Annotated in this window: 6 protein-coding genes; all 6 read left to right on the plus strand. The window is 39.4% G+C overall.

The genetic code is table 11. From position 1 onward, the window contains the following. Positions 1-21: 21 nt before the first annotated feature. Entirely contained in the window at positions 22-1,242 is a 1,221-nt protein-coding gene (locus tag JBW_RS04275; RefSeq protein WP_007957533.1) for an L-serine ammonia-lyase, iron-sulfur-dependent, subunit alpha, read from the plus strand. A gap of 728 nt (positions 1,243-1,970) precedes the next feature. Beyond that, complete coding sequence (locus JBW_RS04280) at positions 1,971-2,498, plus strand: transcription termination/antitermination NusG family protein (protein WP_007957531.1); 528 nt, start codon at positions 1,971-1,973, stop codon at positions 2,496-2,498. A 355-nt stretch (positions 2,499-2,853) separates the two neighbouring features. Further along, entirely contained in the window at positions 2,854-3,810 is a 957-nt protein-coding gene (locus JBW_RS04285) for an acyltransferase domain-containing protein (protein WP_007957529.1), read from the plus strand. Between the two features lie 23 nt (positions 3,811-3,833). Further along, positions 3,834-6,200 (plus strand): ACP S-malonyltransferase, encoded by a 2,367-nt coding sequence (gene fabD / locus JBW_RS04290; protein WP_007957527.1) that lies wholly within the window; start codon positions 3,834-3,836, stop codon positions 6,198-6,200. A gap of 205 nt (positions 6,201-6,405) precedes the next feature. Beyond that, the gene (locus JBW_RS04295) at positions 6,406-7,260 is read left to right on the plus strand and encodes a phosphoadenosine phosphosulfate reductase family protein (RefSeq protein ID WP_235334135.1); all 855 of its coding nucleotides are present in this window, start codon (positions 6,406-6,408) and stop codon (positions 7,258-7,260) included. 122 nt (positions 7,261-7,382) lie between these two features. Continuing rightward, complete coding sequence (locus tag JBW_RS25580) at positions 7,383-21,806, plus strand: amino acid adenylation domain-containing protein (protein ID WP_007957525.1); 14,424 nt, start codon at positions 7,383-7,385, stop codon at positions 21,804-21,806. Positions 21,807-21,887: the final 81 nt, after the last annotated feature.

Consider the following 21,887-nt stretch of genomic DNA (forward strand, 5'->3'; position numbering starts at 1 on the left):
CGTGAATGGGGGTAATGGGTTGTGAATTACAATTTGTTGCTGAATATACTAAAAGCTGAGGTATTGCCAACGGTGGGGAGTCTGGAGGCTGGGGCAATTGCTTTGGCTGCTGCTTATGCCAGTGAGACATTAGGCGGAAGATTCGACAGCATTTCCATCATTGTGAATGCAAAGGTGAATACAGATGGTGCTGCTGCAGTCATTCCCGGTACAAAGGAAACAAGTTTGGAGATTGCAGCAGTACTAGGAGCCATAAAAAGACAACCTGAAAAGCAACTATCTATATTAGCGAGTATAACGACTGAAGAGCTGGATCAAGGAAAAGAATTTTTAAAACAAAAAGACGTTACCATCTCCATTGATGATAGCAAAAAGGGTTTATGGATTGAAGCATATCTAAGATTCGGTCAGGAAGAGTGTCATGTTATTATCAAAGATACACATGCTAATGTAGTCAGTATTACAAAAAATGGACAATTTGTTTTTAAACAAGATGCGAGTGGAGATACTGAGAAGGATCGTACTGTTTTTCAAGGGGATGAAATACGCATTGCAGAGATGATTTCCATCGTTGAGAAGATGCCTTGGTATGAGATGGAGTTTCTGCTGGATGGTGTAGAAATGAATTGTTTTGCCGCAGAAATTGGTATTGCCCAAAAAATGGGCCTGGGTATTGGAGCATTCTTTCACTCCTTAATAGCAGAGGGTGTGTTATCGGATGATATTGTCAATTATGCAAAGATGTTGACGGCCGCGGCTGCTGATGCCCGTATGTCTGGTGAAAACATTAAGATTATGAGCTGCGCAGGCAGTGGAAATCATGGAATAACAGCGATTCTTCCCGTGTATGCCATAGGTAAAAAAATGGGCGTTTCCAAAGAACGGTTAGCCAGGGCTATTGCCATTAGCCTTGGGATTACTATTTATATAAAAGTTCGTATCGAGCATTTACCAGCTTTATGTGGCTGTGCCATGGCAGCCGCGGCAGGTGCCAGTGCTGCCATTACTTGGTTGATGAATGGTGATAGCACAATGATTGCAAAGTCCATGAAAAATGTGATTGGCAATTTGGCAGGGATGCTTGGTGATGATGGAAAAGCAGAATGGGGAATAAATTTGTCTATAGCAGCAGCGGTTGCCGTAGAGAGCTCTTTAATGGCTCAGCATCATATTGTTGTTCCAATTCACGGCGGAATAGCTGATGATACCATTGAACAGACGATCAAGAATTTTGGGAAGTAGTCATAGGGTTGTAGTAAGCATAAATGCCTCTTCTATACAAAATGTATGAATGAACATACAACTTGGCATAGTAAGAGGCATTTTTATATATAAATTGAGTAATATGTAGAAATAGATAAAAATGAACCATTACAAAGTAAAATAAATCCGGCTAGAGATAGATAATTTTTATAAATAGATGAAACTTAACAAAAAATGACAAAAAAACCCATGGTAAAATATTCAATAAATGATATAATTAGAATATAACGACAATTTTCCGAAATTTTCGATTGCGGAGGCGCTAGTCGAGAAAAAGGGAAAAAATTATATTCTTAGTATTATAAAGGGCGATTTTATGCTCGTGGAATGTCTATGTCTATTTGGAAGCAGTGACCTGCTTATGCCTGTAGTAGAGAGGTAAGACTTATGTGCAGGAATTTCATCTATAATATAGCAATAAATAGAAAGTAAGGAGTTAAGAAAAAATATATAACCTTGGACTAGAGATAAAGAGAAGTCCATTTATTCCTTGATATAAATCATATATTGAGGTATGAATGGATATCTTTTTTGTCTCAAAGTGTTTTTAGGTGTCAGATTGGTAATAGAGAATAAAAAAGCTGATTCATCTTTTTTATTTCCTTCATAGGATGCTTCTATCTGTATGATTTTAAGCTAAGCACAATATTCAAATAATGTGTATTGTATAAAACGTTTCAAGAAGAAGAAGCTTTAGGAGGGGAACTATGGACTGGTACGTGCTGCGCACTTTATGTGGAAAAGAAGAAGTAGTTTTATCAATCTTAAAAAAAATGGAAGTATTTTCAGATTTTGAAGTTTTTTGCCCTAAAAGGAGAATCGGATGGCGAAAAAGTGGACAGGTCGTCAGTATCATCAGACCTTTATTTGAGGGTTACCTATTCGTATCGGTAAATAAAAAAGATATTAGTAAATTTGATCGCTTGTTGCGTGCCTACAAAATTAATGTAGTCAGACTTGTGAGAAGTGCAGGATCTTTAGTCCCCATATCCTATCAAGAACGAACACTGCTTCAGGGGCTGATGGATTATGGAAGAATCGTTGAAGTAAGCAAAATAGAACGAACAGAAGAAAAAATAAAGGTGATCGATGGGCCATTACTGGGATTTGAGCATATGATTAAAAAATTCTCCAGCAGAAATCGGCGTATTACTGTAGAAGTACCAATATTAGAGGAAAAAAAGATCATAGAGTTGGAAGGTATTTTGATAAATGCTAAAAAAGAAAATACATAAGACCGTTAGCGATTCAGAAGATCATATCCATTATTTACGGAATATTTTTTACATTGCGATAATTTGTTTGCTCATCCTAGTTAATTTTAACTTTTAACGACTCGTATCAGAAAGGAAGGGCTTTATGTTAAGCATATGCGATTCTAATTGTAGAATTTGTTAAAGTTAGATATTATTCCAGTGTTATATGTGGCTGTTGAACGGATTGCCAAGAGATTGACAGGCAAAAAGCAAAAAAACAAGACATGTCTATTCCTATGAGCTAATGCAATGGTAGAAATAGGACCTGAATTTTGCTGCAGAGGTTGAAAGAAAGAGATAAGAAAGAACATATCGTTGGAAAGGAGAAAAATGCTTGGGAAAATCCAAAGTATTTATGTTTTCAGGCCAAGGATCGCAATATTATCATATGGGCAGGGAGCTGTATGAAACGAATTTAACTTTTCAGCATTGGATGTCTAAAATGAATCAGATAATACAGCAAAATGCTGGAATTAACATTCTAGAAGAAATATACAACCCAGCAATACATAGATCTACAGTATTTGATAAGCTGTCCTACACGCATCCTGCTATTTTTATGGTGGAATATTCCTTAGCGCGAGTATGCATAGAAAATGGGATAGAACCGGATTATGTGTTAGGAGCAAGCTTAGGAGAATTTGTTTCAGCAGCGATTACTGGTATATTATCATTGGAAAAAGCATTAGAATGTCTCCTGATTCAGTCTGCGTTAATCCAGAGTGATTGTCAGCCAGGAAGTATGACAGCGATTGTTCATAATCCTGAATTATATAAGCAAACTTCTATTATCCATGACCATTTTGAGCTTGCTGCGATCAATTATTCTTCCCATTTTATTATATCCGGCAATTATCGTGATGAATTGATAACTGTAGAAGCATATTTAAAGAGGGAGGGAATTGTTTTTCAGACACTTCCTGTAAGGTATGGCTTTCATTCTGCCAATATTGAACCGATAGCAAGGGAATATAAGAAAAAATTAAGTAATTTAACATTCAATCATCCTCAGATACCTTTCATATCATGTGTATCAGCTGGCAGCATTGACGACATTGATTCAGAGCATTTTTGGAATGTACTTCGGCAGCCGATTGATTTTCAAAAAACGATACAAAGGCTTGAAGCAGGTAATCAGTTTGTGTATATTGATTTAGGTCCATCTGGAACATTGGCTAATTTTGTGAAAAGAAACCTAACTTCTGACTCGGAGTCAAAAGTGTATACTATTTTAACTCCTTTTGGACAGGATGTCAGGACACTACAAAAAGTAATGGAATCATTAAATTAAATTATGAAAGGGGTTTATTGTGCATGATTACATATGTTTTTCCCGGTCAGGGTTCCCAGAGTAAAGGGATGGGGGGATCACTTTTTGATGAATTTAAGGAATTGACGGCAAAAGCAGATGAGATTTTGGGTTATTCAATTAAGCAGCTTTGTCTGGAAGATGCAGATTCAAATTTAGGTGAAACACAATATACTCAGCCTGCTTTGTATGTAGTGAATGCATTAGGTTATCTTAAAAAAGTTAAAGATACAGGAAAAGAACCCGATTATGTTGCTGGCCATAGCTTGGGGGAATATAATGCCTTATTTGCTGCAGAAGCATTTGATTTTACGACGGGATTAAAACTTGTACAAAAGAGGGGACAACTTATGAGCCGCGCTGTTGGAGGCGGCATGGGAGCAGTGATTGGTCTAAATGAAGAACAAATATCCGATGCTTTAAAGAAAAATAATATGCTGACGATTGATATTGCAAATTATAATTCACCTACGCAGATTGTAATTTCTGGATTAAGAAAAGATATTGAAGATGCACAGCCTATTTTTGAAGGAATGAAGGAGGTGCAAATGTTTCTTTTACTGAAAACAAGCGGCGCATTTCATTCTCGCTATATGCAGGAAGCCAGAAAGGAATTTGAAATATTCTTGCAGGACTTTACATTCTCTGATCTGCATATCCCTGTAATTTCAAATGTTTATGCCAGACCCTACAAACAATTCGCTGTGAAGCAGAACCTAATTGAACAGATCACTCAACCAGTTAAATGGACTGAAAGTATTCGATACCTGATGGGACTTGGAGAAATGGAATTTGTAGAAATTGGATCTGGTAATGTCTTAACAGGATTGATTAGACGAATTAAAAGAGAAGCGCAGCCGTTAATTCTTACAGATATTGAAAGCAAGAATGATTTGCAAAAAGATGATCTTTCTATACCGCCAGAGAGAGCATCTTTTTTAATTGAGGCAGAAACAGCCGAGGTACATAATCAGAAAAGTAATAATGAAAAAGCAAAAGAAAATAATAGAAAATTCGAGGGAATATCCCCATCATCTTTGGGAAGTGCTGCGTTTAAGAAAGACTATAATATTCAATATGCCTATATGACTGGTGCAATGTATCGGGGAATTGCTTCAAAAGAAATGGTAGTAAAAATGGGTAAGGCAAAAATGATGGGGTTTCTTGGAACTGGTGGTCTAAACGTCCCACAAATTGAAGCGGCTATTCAATATATTCAAAAGGAGCTTTCCGAAGGACAGGCCTATGGGATGAATTTGCTTCATAATCCACTTGATCCTAAAAAAGAAGAAGAAATAGTAGATCTTTATTTATTACATGGTGTGAAAACTCTGGAAGCAGCGGCTTTTATCAGTATTACTCCAGCCTTGGTTAAATATCGGGCCAAAGGAATGACGCGAAATCTCCAAGGCGAAGTTATTGCATTCAACAGGATCATTGCTAAAGTATCACGGCCGGAAGTGGCAGAAGCATTCTTTAGCCCTGCTCCGGAGCGGATTGTTGCGAAGCTGCTGGCAGAAAAGAAAATTACAGAGGAAGAAGCGGATCTGTTAAAGGCGGTTCCTATGGCTGATGATATTTGTGCAGAAGCGGATTCGGCAGGGCATACAGATGGAGGAGTAGCTTCTGCGTTAATACCGGCAATGATTACGCTGCGAGATCAGATGATGAAAAAATATCAATACCAGAAAAAAGTGCGAGTTGGCGCAGCCGGAGGCATTGGGACTCCCGAGGCTGCAGCTGCAGCCTTTATTATGGGGGCAGATTTTATTGTGACGGGTTCCATTAATCAGTGCACAGTGGAGGCATCTACAAGCAGCAACGTAAAAGATCTGCTGCAGCAGATGAATGTTCAGGATACGGATTATGCGCCTGCAGGCGATATGTTTGAAATGGGTGCCAAAATTCAGGTATTAAAAAAGGGACTATTCTTTCCCATACGGGCGAATAAATTGTATGAATTGTACCGGAGGTATAATTCATTGGACGAAATTGATGAAAAAACTAAGGTACAGATACAGGAAAAATATTTTAAAAAAAGCTTTAGTGATGTATATCAAGATATTAAATCCTTTTATCCTGCTGAAGAAATCGAAAAAGCAGAACGAAATCCTAAGCACAAAATGGCCCTCATTTTTCGGTGGTATTTTGGTTATAGTACTCGATTGGCTTTAGGAGGAAGTGAGGAAAATAAAGTTGACTATCAAATACATTGCGGACCTGCTCTCGGGGCATTCAATCAATGGGTTAAAGGAACCAATTTAGAAGATTGGAAGCAGAGGAATGTAGATGTGATTGCAGTAAAATTAATGAATGATACTGTAGAATTATTAAATCAGCGGTATAAAAACTTCTTGGAGAATTGCAATTAATAGATAGAATCCTAATGCCATATTAACGAAGGAAGAATGAGCATAAGAATAAGAGGAGGTTCTTTTTATGATACGCTGTGACAAATGTATAATGCCGGAAACATATCCTCATGTTGTCTTAGATGAAAAAGGGGTATGCAATATCTGCAATCACCAGAAAGACAGGAAGGAAGAAGACATCAGCAGCCAAGACAAAAATTTTGAGGTGTTAAAAGCTAAAATCGAAAAATCCAAATCCAAAAATACTGGGAAATATGATTGTGCAGTGGGGCTTTCCGGCGGTAAGGATAGTACGATGACCTTATATCTGGCTAAAAAAGAATTAGGATTGAATCCATTGGCAATTTTCATTGATAACGGGTTTGCTCTTGAAGAAATGTATTATAATATACAGACTGTTACCAGTAAATTAGGAGTAGATCTCATTGTTTATAAGCCAAATGAAATCAAAGATTTCTTAATCTACCTCTTGAAATCGAAGAAGCCCATATATTATTGCAGGCCCTGTCATGAATTGCTTGATGTGTATGTCAGGGATATAGCATCGAAACACGGGATAAACTTAATCCTGGGGGGATACACCAAAGGACAGGAGTATGTTAAGAATACGGAGTTATACTGGTTATTTGATATATCCGATAAAAGTATTCATGATGAACTTAGCAAAGAACCTGATTTTAAAGACATTTTATCTATTTTAGATGACCATGCGCTATATTTATATGAGACTTTTGAATCTATGGTTCAAATAAACCCTTTTCAATATATGAAATATGATGATGAAAGCATAATTAAATTTCTTACCCGGGAATTTAATGTCAGATTTCCTGAAAAGAGTTGGCCTGCAGATTCAACAAATTGCTTTTTTAACTACGTATCTCAGCATTTAGCAGTAAAAAACTTTGGCTATTCACAGCATGAGACCGAATTAAGTACTCTCATCCGCAAAGGTGAATTGAGCAGAGAGAGGGCACTTCATATGATTAATGCACCAATTCCCATGGAATATATTGAGGATGCCCTTAGCAGACTTGGCTTAAAATATGAGGACGTAATATAAGGAATTCTTTGCAGTCTATAACCTGCCTAGCTGAAAGCTGGCAGGTTATAACTGTTTTCTAAACACGTAGATAGTAAGAAATGGCGATTAGTCAAAGAAAATCGATTGAGGAGAGGGATCATATGGGTAATGACGGTAAATTCAGCTGCTATATTATTGGTGACGGGGCATTACTTACTGCTTGCGGGGAACTCATAATTGATTCCGGTCATGATATTTACGGAGTTATTTCTTCCAATCCTTCCATTCGGGAATGGGCTGAAGACAAAGGACTAACATGTACAGATCATGACAGTGATTATGTGGACTTCTTAAAACAAAATCCTTTTGACTATCTATTTAGCATCGTTTATCTTAGCCTAATACCCAGAAAGGTACTTGCATTGCCGCAAAGAATGGCGATAAATTTTCATGATGCACTATTGCCGGAATATGCGGGGATACACGCGACTTCTTGGGCTATAATGAATCAGGAGAAACAGCATGGAATCACCTGGCACGAAATGGTCTCTGCGGTTGATAAAGGAAATATTCTAAAACAAATGATTATACCAGTCGAAGAGGGGGAGACAGCACATTCTTTAAATGTGAAATGTTATAAGGCGGGATTAGAATCTTTTAGGGATCTGGTAGAGGAACTGGCTGGAGACAGCTACTCACTAACCTTTCAAGATTTAAGTCGTCGAACGTATTATGGAAAATATCAGCATCCTCCTGCTGGAGGTGTTATATCATGGGATTCTTCTGCTGAGGAAATGGATGCAGCCGTAAGAGCACTGCAATTTGGAAAATATCAGAATCAACTTGGAATTGCCAAGTTGGCAGTGAATAATGAGTATATTATTGTTGACCAGATTTTTGTTACCAAAAATAAATCAGATGCAAAGCCTGGAACGATTGTTGCTATTGCAGATTTGAACTTTACTGTGGCTACGGTAAACAATGATATTGAGATACGTTCAATCAGATCGATTCATGGAGTCCAATTGCCAATTTCTGATTGCATAGAGAAATATCATTTAAAGGCAGGAGGCTTATTGCCTGGATTTGCTAGGAAAACAAGTACGAGGATTACAGCACTGCATAAGCAAATAAGCCGATTTGAAGACTATTGGATTAAAAAAATGTCGAAAATGGATGCTGCTATTTGGCCAGGTGCTATTCAAAGTGTAGAGGGCATAGATAGCATTCATAATTCCTTCGTAGATTTTACAATAGCAGAAGAGTTTATCACTTATGCAGAGCAGGATTACGGCAATCGATTGGCAAGTTGTTTAGCTGCCATTAGTACGTTTTTATCCAAAGAATGCAAGACAAACAATGTTCAATTTTTTCTTGGATACCAGGAATTAAGAGAGGATTTTCAAGGAGTGGATACGCTGTTTGCTGTCCATGTGCCCGTAGAGTTGGAATTGAATGATACTCTTACTTTTAGGGATACTTGTGATATTGCAAGGGCAGAAATACAATCTGTAAAGGAGCATAAGACTTTTCTTCATGATCTTATTGCTCGAACTCCTCAACTGAAGTCGAATTCTCCTGTACATGAAAAAAAATTGCTGTCATTCACAGTGGAATATGTAAAAGATCTTACGGATTATTCTCAGCTGGCCTGCAATAGGTACGGCATCTCATTGATTGTGCCAGAAATGGGCAATACTTGGCGGATTGCTTTCGATGAGGCACTATTAGCAACGGCAAAAGCTGTTAACGGTACGAATCGGCTTGCAGCATGTATGGCGCGGGCTGCTGCCACGCCAGATGCTCCCATAAGTAAATTGACTACCTTGACAGATGCTGAATTTCACAAAGCAATATATGAGAGAAATCATACAGTTGCTGAATATCCAAGAGACAAGTGTATGCATGAATTATTTAAAGAGAGAGTTAAGCAATCACCGGAAAAAATTGCCGTACTGTGCAGGGATGAAAGTTTAACGTATATGGAATTAGAAGAAAAGGCATCACGTCTTGCATCCTTTTTAAATCGAGCAGGGGTAGGCAGAGGGGATTTGGTAGGGATTTTTATCGAACGATCACTGGATATGCTGGTGGGATTACTGGGCGTATTGAAAGCAGGAGGAACCTATGTGCCGATTGACCCCCTTTATCCTGGAGAAAGAATTTTGCACATGATTGAAGATGCAGATATTAAAATGGTTCTAACACAGAATGAGTTCAAGCATAAATTGCCTGGCAGCAATGCCAGGATCATTTGTCTGGATACAGACTGGGAGGACATATGTATAAATAGCGGCAAAAGCTCGTCTCGGAAATATTATTCTTATTCCAGCAAGACTGTCAGGCCTGAGGATTCGGCATATGTTATTTTCACATCAGGTTCAACAGGAAAGCCAAAAGGTGTGGAAGTAACCCAGAGGGGATTGACAAATTTTCTTTGTGCGATGGCGAAGTGTCCAGGTTTTACAAAAGAAGACCGAGTTCTGGCGTTAACGACAATTTGCTTTGATATTGCAGGTCTTGAGTTATATTTGCCTCTTATTACTGGAGGGCAGGTTGAAATATTGCCTACAGAAACCGCACGAGATGGATTTGCACTAAAAGAACGGATTGAGAAGGAATGGGCTACTGTTGTTCAGGCTACGCCTGCAACATGGGAGATGCTTTTAGAGGCTGGCTGGGATAAAAGAACATCGATTAAGATATTATGCGGTGGAGAAGCCTTAAGCAGACAATTGGCACAAAAGCTCTTAGACAGAAGTAAAGAAGTTTGGAATATGTATGGACCGACAGAAACGACAATTTGGTCTTCTGTTTCCAAAATCAATTTGGGGGAAGAAATAACGATCGGATATCCTATTGGAAATACTCAATTTTATATAGTGGATGAGCATCTAAATCCTGTACCTGATGGAGTGGAAGGGGAACTGTGTATTGGCGGTGACGGGTTAGCAAAAGGCTATTTGAATCGTCCGGAATTGACCAGCGAGAAATTTATTTTGAATCCCTTTGCTGCGGATTTACAATTGAAAATGTATCGAACTGGAGATTGTGCTAAGTATTTACCGGATGGCAGAGTAGTTTGTTTAGGAAGAATGGACAATCAAGTGAAGTTGAGAGGATTCAGGATTGAGCTTGGTGAGATCGAGACAGTCTTACAAAAACAACTTCATGTTAAGCACGCAGTAGTCGTAATGAAAGCAGACAGCACAGGATATAAAAGCTTAACTGCATTTATGGTGCCAGATAAATTCCAAGATCTTATAGCAGGGAGCAAACTTAGGGAAGCAATGAGAGAATTCCTTCCCGATTATATGATTCCTGCTTCCTATGTGTATCTGGAGATGTTACCCTTGACGCTTAATTTGAAAGTGGATAGAAAAGTGCTATCAGCTGCCCCTGATTTTCAGCTGATAGAGAAGTATGGCTATAAAGAAATGAATCATCATATACACATTCCTGCTAATGACAGCATAAAGACTCTCGAATGGAAAGAAGAGGAGTCGAAGGCTGCAGGTCATTTTGCAGAGGACCTGACTAAGATTATTGCAGGCGTAGTCAAAATTTCTGCTGAGGAGATTCATGCTGAGATTCCTATGGGTGAGTATGGTTTTGACTCCATCCGCTTTACCGTGCTAAGCAAAAGAATTAAGGATGCATATAACATATCGGTTACTCCTGCCCAGTTTTATACTTATGAAACCGTTAATAAGCTAATTGACTACATGTCAAAGACTTATCAGGAGGAACTTGACAAGCATTATGGCAAAGAGACGAAAGGGATACAGGATTCACTTTCTAAAAGTAAAGTTGAAGCAGCCGATTCAGCGCATGAAGCAGCTTTCGATCTTTTTTCACGGGATCTCACCCAGCTTGTAGCAGGCGTAGTCAAAATTTCTGCTGAGGAGATTCATGCTGAGATTCCTATGGGTGAGTATGGTTTTGACTCCATCCGCTTTACCGTGCTAAGCAAAAGAATTAAGGATGCATATCATATCTCCGTCACTCCTGCACAATTTTATACCTATACGACCGTAAAGAAAGTAATTGAATTTCTTTGGCATGCCTATAGAGATGAACTTCAAAAGTCGTATGGTGACGTGTCTGTTGAAGTAAAAACAATTTCAGGGAGGAGTGAGCTTAAAAACAAGGAAATGAATTCTGTGGTTAATTTCAACAAAACAAATATGGAATTCGATTCAGATCAGAGGAAATGGAAAAAAGAACCTGTAGCAATTATTGGTATAGGAGGTATATTTCCTCAGGCACCTGATCTGGATACTTTTTGGGATCATATTGTAAATAAGAGAGACTTGATTACACCAATACCTTGGGAGCGTTGGGATTCCAATCATTATTATGCTAAAATCGCAGAGGAAAAGAAGATTCCTTTTGCAAAGTGGGGAGGTTTTTTAGAGGATGTTGATAAATTTGATGCGGCATTCTTTAATATTTCGCCCCGTGAGGCTGAACAAATGGACCCTCAGCAGCGCATATTTCTTGAAACGGTATGGAAAGCGATTGAGAACGCAGGCTATAAGGCATCAGAATTCTCTGGTACTAAGACAGGCGTATATGTTGGAGCAGTAAGCTCAGATTATTGGGATATGATGCTATGTTCCGGACTTGAGGCTGATTCGTATACCATTTCAGGGAATATCAACTGTGTGATTGCAAACAGGGTTTCTTATTTATTGAATCTCCAAGGAGCCAGTGCAACCATTGATACCGCATGCTCAAGTTCTTTAGTAGCAATCCATAGAGCTGTAACCGCGATACAACATGGTGATTGCGACATGGCAATTGCTGGCGGCGTAAATGTTATATTGAATCCTTTCATGCATACTGCTCTGGGGATCAATGGAATGCTTAGTGCGGATGGGCGGTGCAAAACCTTTGACAGCCAGGCAAATGGATATGTAAGAGGGGAAGGGGCAGGAGTACTCATTTTAAAGCCTCTCAGCAAAGCCATTGAGGATGGTGACAATATTCATGCAGTCATTAAAGGTTCTTCTGAGAACCATGGAGGGCGCACAAATTCACTAACGGCACCGAATCCCAATGCACAAGCCGGTTTGCTTATCAGTGCTTATAGTGAGGCGGAAATCGATCCATCGACAGTAACCTATATTGAAGCCCATGGGACAGGGACTAGCTTGGGAGATCCAATTGAAATTAACGGCATAAAGATGGCCTTCGAAGAATTGGGTAAAAAGTGGGGAAGGATAGGACCTGAAAAGTACTGTGGTATTGGATCCGTAAAGAGCAATATAGGACATTTGGAGGCTGGTGCCGGTGTTGCGGGACTGCTAAAAATAGTACTGGCAATGCAAAAAGGCGCCTTGCCTGGAATGATTCATTTTAAAGAACAGAATCCGTACATCAACTTAGAAGGAACGCAGTTTTATATTGCAGCTGAAACACAGAAATGGCAACGGATAAGGGATAGTGCAGGGCAAACCGTACCAAGGAGAGCCGGTGTGAGTTCTTTTGGTTTTGGCGGCTCAAATGCACATGTTGTTCTAGAGGAATATTGCGGTACGAAAACAAATGCTGAAATAAACAATAACATTTCTAATGTTTTTCTGCTTTCTGCCAAGAGTGAGGACAGGCTTAGAGCATATGCTATAGATATGCTTGCATTTTTAGAAGAAGTTGCAGCACGTGAAGAAAAAGGAGAATGGATAGGGACTCTTTTTACTGATATAATGTATACCTTGCAGATGGGGCGCGAGGCTATGAATAAACGACTTGCCATCGTCGCTTCTAATATAAAAGAGCTGACTGAGAAGCTAAGACAGTACTGTGCCGATGAAAAAGAAATAACACAAGTCTATACAGGAGCCGGCGGACTGGAAACAAAGAACATTTCAGCCCTGCTTGAAGGAAGCAACGGCAAAGAATTTCTTGCAGCGATCATAAGACAAAAGGAATATAAGAAATTGGCTCATCTTTGGGTTGGGGGAGCAGCGGTAGATTGGAGTTTGCTATACAGCCATTCGAAGCCCGTACGAATCAGCTTGCCAACATATCCTTTTGCCAAGGAGCGCCATTGGCTGCCTATCAATAAAAATGTACTGGTAAGTAAATATGAAGTACAGCCAGTCCGGCTTCATCCTTTGCTGCACCAAAATACCTCTGACTTTTTTGAACAGCGTTTTAGTTCAGTCTTTTCAGGGAATGAATTTTTTCTTAAGGATCATGTTGTTAAGGGGCAGCGGGTGCTGCCAGGAGTTGCTTACCTTGAAATTGCCCATGCGGCAGTCATATTGGCTTCAGGCATTAACGAGAAACAGAATAGTATTAAGATCAAGAATGTGACTTGGATTCGTCCGATGATTATGGGAGATAAAGAATTGCAGGCACAAATCAGGCTCTTGCCGGAAGAAAATGGAGATATTAATTATGAAATATATAGTCAGTCAGCGTTAGACGGCACTGCAGCAACCGTACATAGTCAAGGGCGTGCTGTACTGAGCCCGATTACCGAACCTCCCCCATTAGATCTGCAAGCCTTACAAAGACAATGCAGTCATGGCACTATTTCATTTGGTCAGTGCTATGAAGCTTACAGGACTATGGGAATTGATTATGGACCAGGACATCAGGGCATCAGGGAAATCTATGTGGGAGAATATCAGGTTCTGGCAAAGATCTCTATGCCATCGTGTGTTCGTGATATGCAGGAAGAGTTTATTATGCATCCCAGCATAATGGATTCAGCCTTACAAGCATCAATCGGCTTAATCATGAGCTATAGCGAAATAGAGCCTTCAAAACCAATTGTACCATTTGCCTTACAAGAGATTGAGGTTTTTCAGAAATGCACTTCAGCTATGTGGGCTCATGTCTGTTATAGTAACGGCAGTAAACCAGGCGATAAAATACAAAAATTAGATATTGATATATGCGATGAGCTGGGAGGAATTTATGTACGATTAAAAGGCTTCTCAGCTAGAGTAATGGAGAAAGATAATATTCAGAAGGAATCAGCAGCGGTTCTGGAAACGCTGATGTTCCATTCCAGCTGGATAGTAAAAGATGCCAATGCAGAAGCTGCTTTCCCGGATGATACGCAGCAGATAGTAATCTTTTGTGAACCAGATGAAATGGTTAAGGAAAAAATCAAGGAAAAGATGAACAGCAATCGTTACCTTATTTTACAGTCGAATCAGGAGCAGTTAGAGGAGCGGTTCCAATCCTATGTATTTCAAGTATTTGATGAAATTCAAAATGTACTTAGAAGCAAACCTAGACACAATGTTTTAATCCAAATTGTCGTCTCAATACAAGAAGAGCAGCAGCTCTTTTCTGCACTTTTTGCCTTGATAAAAACAGCTGAGCTTGAAAATCCCAAGGTATGGGGACAACTGATTGAAGTGGAATTAGGGGAGTCTTGGGAAAGATTTTCGGAAAAGCTGGCAGAGAATAGTCGTTGTCCGATGGATAGGAGAATTCAATATCTGAATGGCAAACGCCGTGTTGCTGTTTGGAGGGAAATAGAAAGATCCCATGAGGTTTTAACAACTCCATGGAAAGAGCAGGGAATCTATTTGATCACAGGAGGTGCAGGAGGTCTAGGGTTAATATTCGCTCAAGAGATTGCACAGCAAGTTAAGAATCCGGTCATTATTTTAACTGGCCGATCTGCCCTTAATGAAGAAAAGCGTAAGAAACTGAAGAGATTGGTGGAATTGGGGGCTAAGATCGAATATAGGCAGGCCGACATAACTGATAAGAAAGCGGTTATCAGATTGATCCAAACGATTCAGGAACAATTTGGTGATCTTCATGGCATTATTCATGCTGCTGGAGTAATCCGGGATAATTTTATTATTAAAAAGACGAAAGAAGAAATGCAGGAAGTTTTGGCTCCGAAGGTTTCAGGACTAGTGTATTTGGATCACGCCACTAGAAATATGAAGCTGGATTTTTTCATTCTGTTTTCCTCTATATCAGGAAGTCTGGGCAATGTGGGACAGGCTGATTATGCTGTGGCCAATGACTTTATGAATGCATATGCAAGATATCGTAATGCTCTGGCAGCAGCAAAACAGCGGCAGGGTCAGACGCTTGCCATAAATTGGCCTTTATGGCAAGCGGGCGGGATGAATGTTAACGAAGCAATCGAAAAAATGATGCGAAATATGGGTATGGGAGCCATGCCTACTGCCAGCGGTCTAAGATTATTTTATTTAGGGATGAATACAGATAAGGACCAAGTGCTGGTAATGACAGGCGAGCCAGAGCGAATACAAGAAAAACTGCTTTTAACAGCATATTTCTCCCAGCCTGATAAAATCACTGCAGCATCAACTTTTACGGAAGCGGCTTATGCCAGTAATCTGCTGGACAGAATCCAATCACTTTTAATACAAATGACATCCAAGCTGCTTAAGGTCAGGATGGAAGAAATAGATAGTAACACTGAATTGAATGAATATGGTTTTGATTCTATTACATTCACCGAATTTGCAAATCAGCTCAACCAAGAGTATAAACTTGAATTAACACCTGTTATATTTTTTGAATATCCAACTCTCAATCGTTTTGCTGAGTACTTGCTCGAAAGTTACCTAGCTGAATTTTCATCACAATTAGCAGTGCAAAAGGATACAGATCTCAACGGATTTAAGGAACCTGAGTTTATGGCCAGTTCACCTAAAGTCATTGATAATGGCAGTCTGCTAGAGAACATACAGATGATTTTGATCCAAGTCGTATCGAGGTTGCTCAAAGTTAGAGCCAATGATATTGATAGGAATACGGAACTAAATGAATATGGATTTGACTCCATTATGTATACTGAATTTGCTAATCTACTGAATCAGGAATATAAATTTGAATTAACTCCTGCTATATTCTTTGAATATTCTACCATTCAGAGTTTTGCAGAATATCTCACTAAAGAGTATCGCACGCTACTGGTATCACAATTTGCAGCAGCTGTGAATGTGGAACAAACCGCGATATATGTGCCCGCAGAGGGCCTGCATACGAAAAGTTATTCTCGATTTATAAAGACAATGCCGCTGACGTTGTCCAAAGTAGATGAAAAGGATCAAGAAGCCATTGCAATAATTGGGGTCAGTGGCATATTCCCCATGGCTAAAGATATGAATGAACTTTGGAAGAATCTTCTGGAGGATAAGGATTGTATTACAGAGATTCCTAAAAGTCGCTGGGATTGGCGAGAGTATTATGGTGATCCTGGAAAAGACATCAATAAAACTAACATTAAGTGGGGGGGATTTATTGATGGTATAGAGGAGTTTGACCCTTTATTCTTTGGAATTTCTCCACGAGAAGCTGAATTAATGGACCCGCAGCAGCGTCTATTAATGACTTATGCCTGGAAGGCAATAGAAGATGCTGGTTACTCGGCTCAAAGTCTTTCTGGCACGCAAACAGGAATTTTCGTAGGGACTGCAAACTGCAGCGGCTATAGCGGCTTAGTATCGCTTTCTAATACAGTAATTGAAGGATATTCTGCTACAGGTACGTTGCCGTCAGTAGGTCCGAATCGGATGAGTTATTTCTTAAATATCCATGGGCCCAGCGAACCGATAGAAACGGCTTGTTCAAGTTCCTTAATAGCGATCCATCGGGCTGTGGCTGCGATAGAAAATGGAGCCTGTGAGATGGCGATTGTCGGTGGCATTAATACAATGGTAACACCTGAGAATCATATCAGCTTTAATAAAGCAGGTATGCTCTCAGAGGATGGACGCTGCAAGACCTTCTCCGACCAAGCCAATGGTTATGTACGAGGAGAAGGGGTAGGAATGCTGTTTCTAAAGAAGTTAAAAGATGCAGAGACAGACGGAGACCATATTTATGGGATTGTTAAAGGAACTGCTGAGAATCATGGAGGGCACGCCAATTCTTTGACAGCTCCCAATCCCAAGGCACAGGCTAAGCTGCTGGAAACTGCATATACAAAAGCAGGAATTGATCCCAGGACCGTTACCTATATTGAAGCCCATGGAACGGGCACTGAGCTTGGCGATCCTATTGAAATCAATGGACTGAAAGCAGCTTTTAAAGAGTTGTACCAAGCAACAGGAGATGATGCAGTAACAAGCAGGCATTGCGGTTTAGGTTCAGTGAAGACTAATATTGGTCATTTGGAGTTGGCAGCAGGAGTAGCAGGCGTGATCAAAGTGCTGCTGCAGCTAAAACATAAAACTCTAGTGAAAAGTCTTCATTGCGATACGATAAATCCATACATACAGCTTGCAGGCAGCCCGTTTTACATTGTGCAGGAACAGACAGAATGGAAAGCCCTGCAGGACGCAGCAGGAAAAGAAATTCCAAGACGGGGTGGAGTGAGTTCCTTTGGTTTTGGCGGTGTAAATGCTCATGTGGTAATTGAGGAATATATTCCCCGGAAGCAGGAGCCAATTACAATTAGTGATCAAAATCCAGCGCTGATTGTGCTGTCGGCCAAGAATGAGGAGCGGCTGAAAGAGCAGGTGCAGCAATTGTTGAATGCAATTGAAGGGCAAAGATTTTTTGATAGTCATTTAGCTGATATGGCTTATACGCTTCAAGTAGGGCGTGAAGCCATGGAAGAGCGCTTGGCGATAATAGTGGGGTCCATTAAAGAACTTGAGGAAAGGTTGAAGTGTTTTATAGAAGGTCAACAAAATATAAGGGATTTATATATTGGTGAGGTCAAACGCAATAAAGAAACAGTCGCTATTTTTACAGCAGATGAAGATTTAGAAAGAATAATTGATGTTTGGGTAGCTAAAAGAAAATATAAGAAACTTTTAAATTTGTGGGTTAAAGGTCTATCTTTTGATTGGAACAAACTTTATGACAATGCAAAACCTCAGCGAATCAGTCTACCTACTTATCCTTTTGCTAAGGAGCGCTATTGGATACCCAGTAGCGAGAGTAAAGACGTTAGCAAAAGTGTAGCACCAATGACTGTCATTCATCCGCTACTGCATCAAAATATTTCCGACTTCTCCGAGCAACGATTCAGTTCGACCTTTACTGGTCAGGAATTTTTCTTGACTGATCATGTCGTGAAAGGCCAGCGGGTCTTGCCAGGGGTTGCGTATCTTGAAATGGCTCGAGTCGCAGTGGCGCAAGCTGCAGGAGTACTAAATGAAGATGAGAGGAAAATTCGACTAAAAAACGTGGTATGGACTCAACCTATTACAGTAAAGGAACGGCCTGTTCGGGTAAATATCGGACTTTTTCCAGAAGATGACGGAGAAATCGCTTATGAAATATATAGCCATTCTGAAACGGGTAGTGCGGAATTGGTAGTACACAGCCAAGGAATTGCATTACTAAGTGTTATTGAGGGAGTAGAAACATTGGATATAAGAAACTTGCAGGCGGAGTGCAGTCAAAGAATTTTATCGTCTAATCAATGTTATGAGGCGTTTAGAGAGAGGGGGCTTGATTATGGTCCAGGGTATCAAGGAATTGAGAGGGTGTATGTTGGATATGATCAAGTGTTAGTGAAGATATTCTTACCTTCCTCCGTTTCATCTACTCAAGACCAATTTTTTTTGCATCCCAGTTTACTCGATTCTGCCTTGCAGGCATCGATCGGTTTTGTCCTAGATAATGATGATTTTAAACTAGCTCTTCCCTTTGCCCTGCAAGAAGTGGATATTTTAGGGGAGTGTAAATCCAATATGTGGGCATTGATTCGCTACAGTGAAGGTAGTAAAGCAGGAGATAAAGTACAAAAACTCGATATTGATTTGTGTGATGAAACAGGGCTAATTTGTTTACGGATGAAAGGTTTTTCAGCGAGAATTCTAGAAGGTAAGATTGAAAAAATAAGGCAAAAATTAATTCCAATAGCAACTTCCGAAACCATATCCGACTCTACAAACATCTATTTGCCAAATAAAATGAAAGTTGCTTTGATGCAGATAGTTTCCAAAGTTCTCAGGGTTAAAATTGAAAATATTGATGCTAATACTGAGTTGGAAGAATATGGATTTGATCAGATCATGTTGGGCGAATTTGCCAATAACATTAACCAGGAGTATAAGCTTGAACTGACTAATACCATATTTTTGGAATATCCAACCATCCATAGTTTGGCGGAGTATTTAGTTGTAAAACACCAAGAATTATTTGCGGAATATTTCCAAATACAAATATCCAACGAACCTTCAAAAATAAAGGAAAAGAGCCTGGTTATAAAAATAGGAGAAGATTTGCTTCGAGAAAAAGCCACAATATACTTTAAACAGTTGCTTTCTTCTGTTATTAAATTGCCGGCACAGCGAATTGAAGCTGACGCTCCGATGGAGAGATATGGGATTAATTCAATTATGGTCATGCAATTGACCAATCAATTAGAAAAGAAATTCGGTTCGTTGTCGAAAACTTTATTTTTTGAATACCAGAACATTCAAGAATTAACAGGGTATTTTCTGGAATCTTATCGCAGCAAATTGATTGAATTGCTAGGAATTGAGGAAAAAGCAACAGCAACTACTGAGATGTCAAACGACAATATAGATATGACCGTATCTATAAAATCAAACATTGACACTCATAGACGTCCACGTTTTGCAGCCCTTCGTACGGAATGTAAGGAAGAAAAAAAGTCAGAAGGTCTAGACGTTGCTATCATTGGTGTTTCTGGACGTTATCCGGGGGCGAGAACTATTCAAGAATTTTGGAGAAACTTAAGAGAGGGGAAGGATTGTATCACAGAAATTCCTTTAGACCGATGGGATCATAGCTTGTACTATGATGAAGATAAAAACAAGCCTGGGAAAACCTATAGCAAGTGGGGAGGTTTTTTAGACGGTGTGGATCAGTTTGATCCACTCTTCTTTAACATTACCCCTCGGGAAGCAGAATTGATGGATCCTCAAGAGCGTTTGTTTTTGCAATGTGTTTTTGAAACCATAGAGGATGCGGGATATACTCGAGAAGTCCTTAGGCATTATAAAGGATTTGGTTTAGAAGGGAATATAGGGGTTTATGTAGGGGTAATGTATGAGGAATATCAACTCTATGGAGTTCAGGAAACCATTCAAGGTAGACCGATTGCTCTAGCAGGGAATCCATCATCAATAGCGAATCGTGTGTCTTATTTCTGTAATTTTCATGGTCCTAGCATGGCTATAGATACCATGTGTTCTTCTTCTCTAACTGCCATTCATTTAGCTTGCCAAAGTCTTGAACGAGGTGGATGTGAACTTGCCATTGCGGGTGGTGTGAATGTCTCCATTCACCCCAATAAATATTTGATGCTAGGACAGGGGAGGTTTGTATCAAGTAAGGGGAGATGTGAAAGTTTTGGGGAAGGAGGAGATGGTTATGTTCCGGGAGAAGGTGTTGGAGCAGTATTGCTTAAACCGTTAGCAAGTGCTATTGAAGATGGTGATCACATTTATGGAGTCATTAAAGGAACAGCCATTAATCATGGTGGGAAAACTAATGGGTATACCGTTCCTAATCTTAATGCTCAATCTGGGGTAATTGGGCAAGCTTTTAAGGAATCTGGGATTAATCCTAGGACTATTAGTTATGTAGAAGCTCATGGTACTGGTACTTCTTTAGGGGATCCCATTGAAGTAGCAGGTTTGAATAAGGCTTTCCAACAATTTACAGATGATAAACAATTTTGTGCTATCGGATCGGCAAAGTCGAATATTGGACATTGTGAAAGTGCGGCAGGTATTGCAGGGGTAACTAAGATATTATTACAACTTAGATATCATCAATTAGTACCTTCTTTGCATTCCAAGGTGTTAAATCCTAGCATTGATTTTAGTAATACTCCTTTTATAGTTCAGCAAGAACTAGCGGAATGGAAACGACCGTTTGTTAATGGGCACGAATATCCAAGGCGTGCTGGTATTTCATCCTTTGGCGCCGGAGGCTCAAACGCTCATATATTAATTGAAGAATATATTCTCAAGGATGAGAAGCAAATTTTGATTACAATTAATAATCAAAAACCAGCAATTATCGTATTATCAGCAAGAACTTCGGAGCAACTCAAAGAACAGGTACAGCGATTACTGGTTGCTATTCAAGAAGAAAAGTTATCTGACTTAAATCTAGCAGATATGGCTTACACTCTTCAAGTAGGTCGGGAGGCTATGAAAGAACGTTTGGCTGTGGTTGTAGAGTCAATCACAGAGTTGGAAGAAAAGTTAAAGGGTTTTATAGAAGGCCAAGATGATGATATTGAAGGTTTATGTCGAGGACAGGTTAAACGTAATAAAAAGACGTTGGATGTTTTTGCTGCAGATGAAGATATGACAAAAACAATTGAAGCTTGGATTGAGAAAGGAAAGTTTACAAAAGTTCTAGATCTTTGGGTTAAGGGGTTGATTTTTGATTGGAATAAGCTCTATAGCAATAGCAAGCCACGACGAATTAGTTTACCTACTTATCCTTTTGCGAAGGAACGCTATTGGATTCCAGGGATTGAAAACCAGATAAAAAGTAATTCTTTATTTGTTCAAAATAAGAATCAATTTAGTGATGTTTTTTATGACAAATTAATGGATGAAATAATAAGTGATGGCATAAGTGTTGATGTTGCTATTCAAAAAATGAAAAATACATCTCAGATAAAATAATATTTGAATCTGAATTTTATTGGTGAGGACGAAAAGGAAAAAACACCATCATTATTAAAAAGAGGCAAAGAAGAGCTTTTT

This window comes from Pelosinus fermentans JBW45, from assembly GCF_000271665.2.
GTDB classification, from domain to species: Bacteria; Bacillota; Negativicutes; order DSM-13327; family DSM-13327; genus Pelosinus; species Pelosinus baikalensis.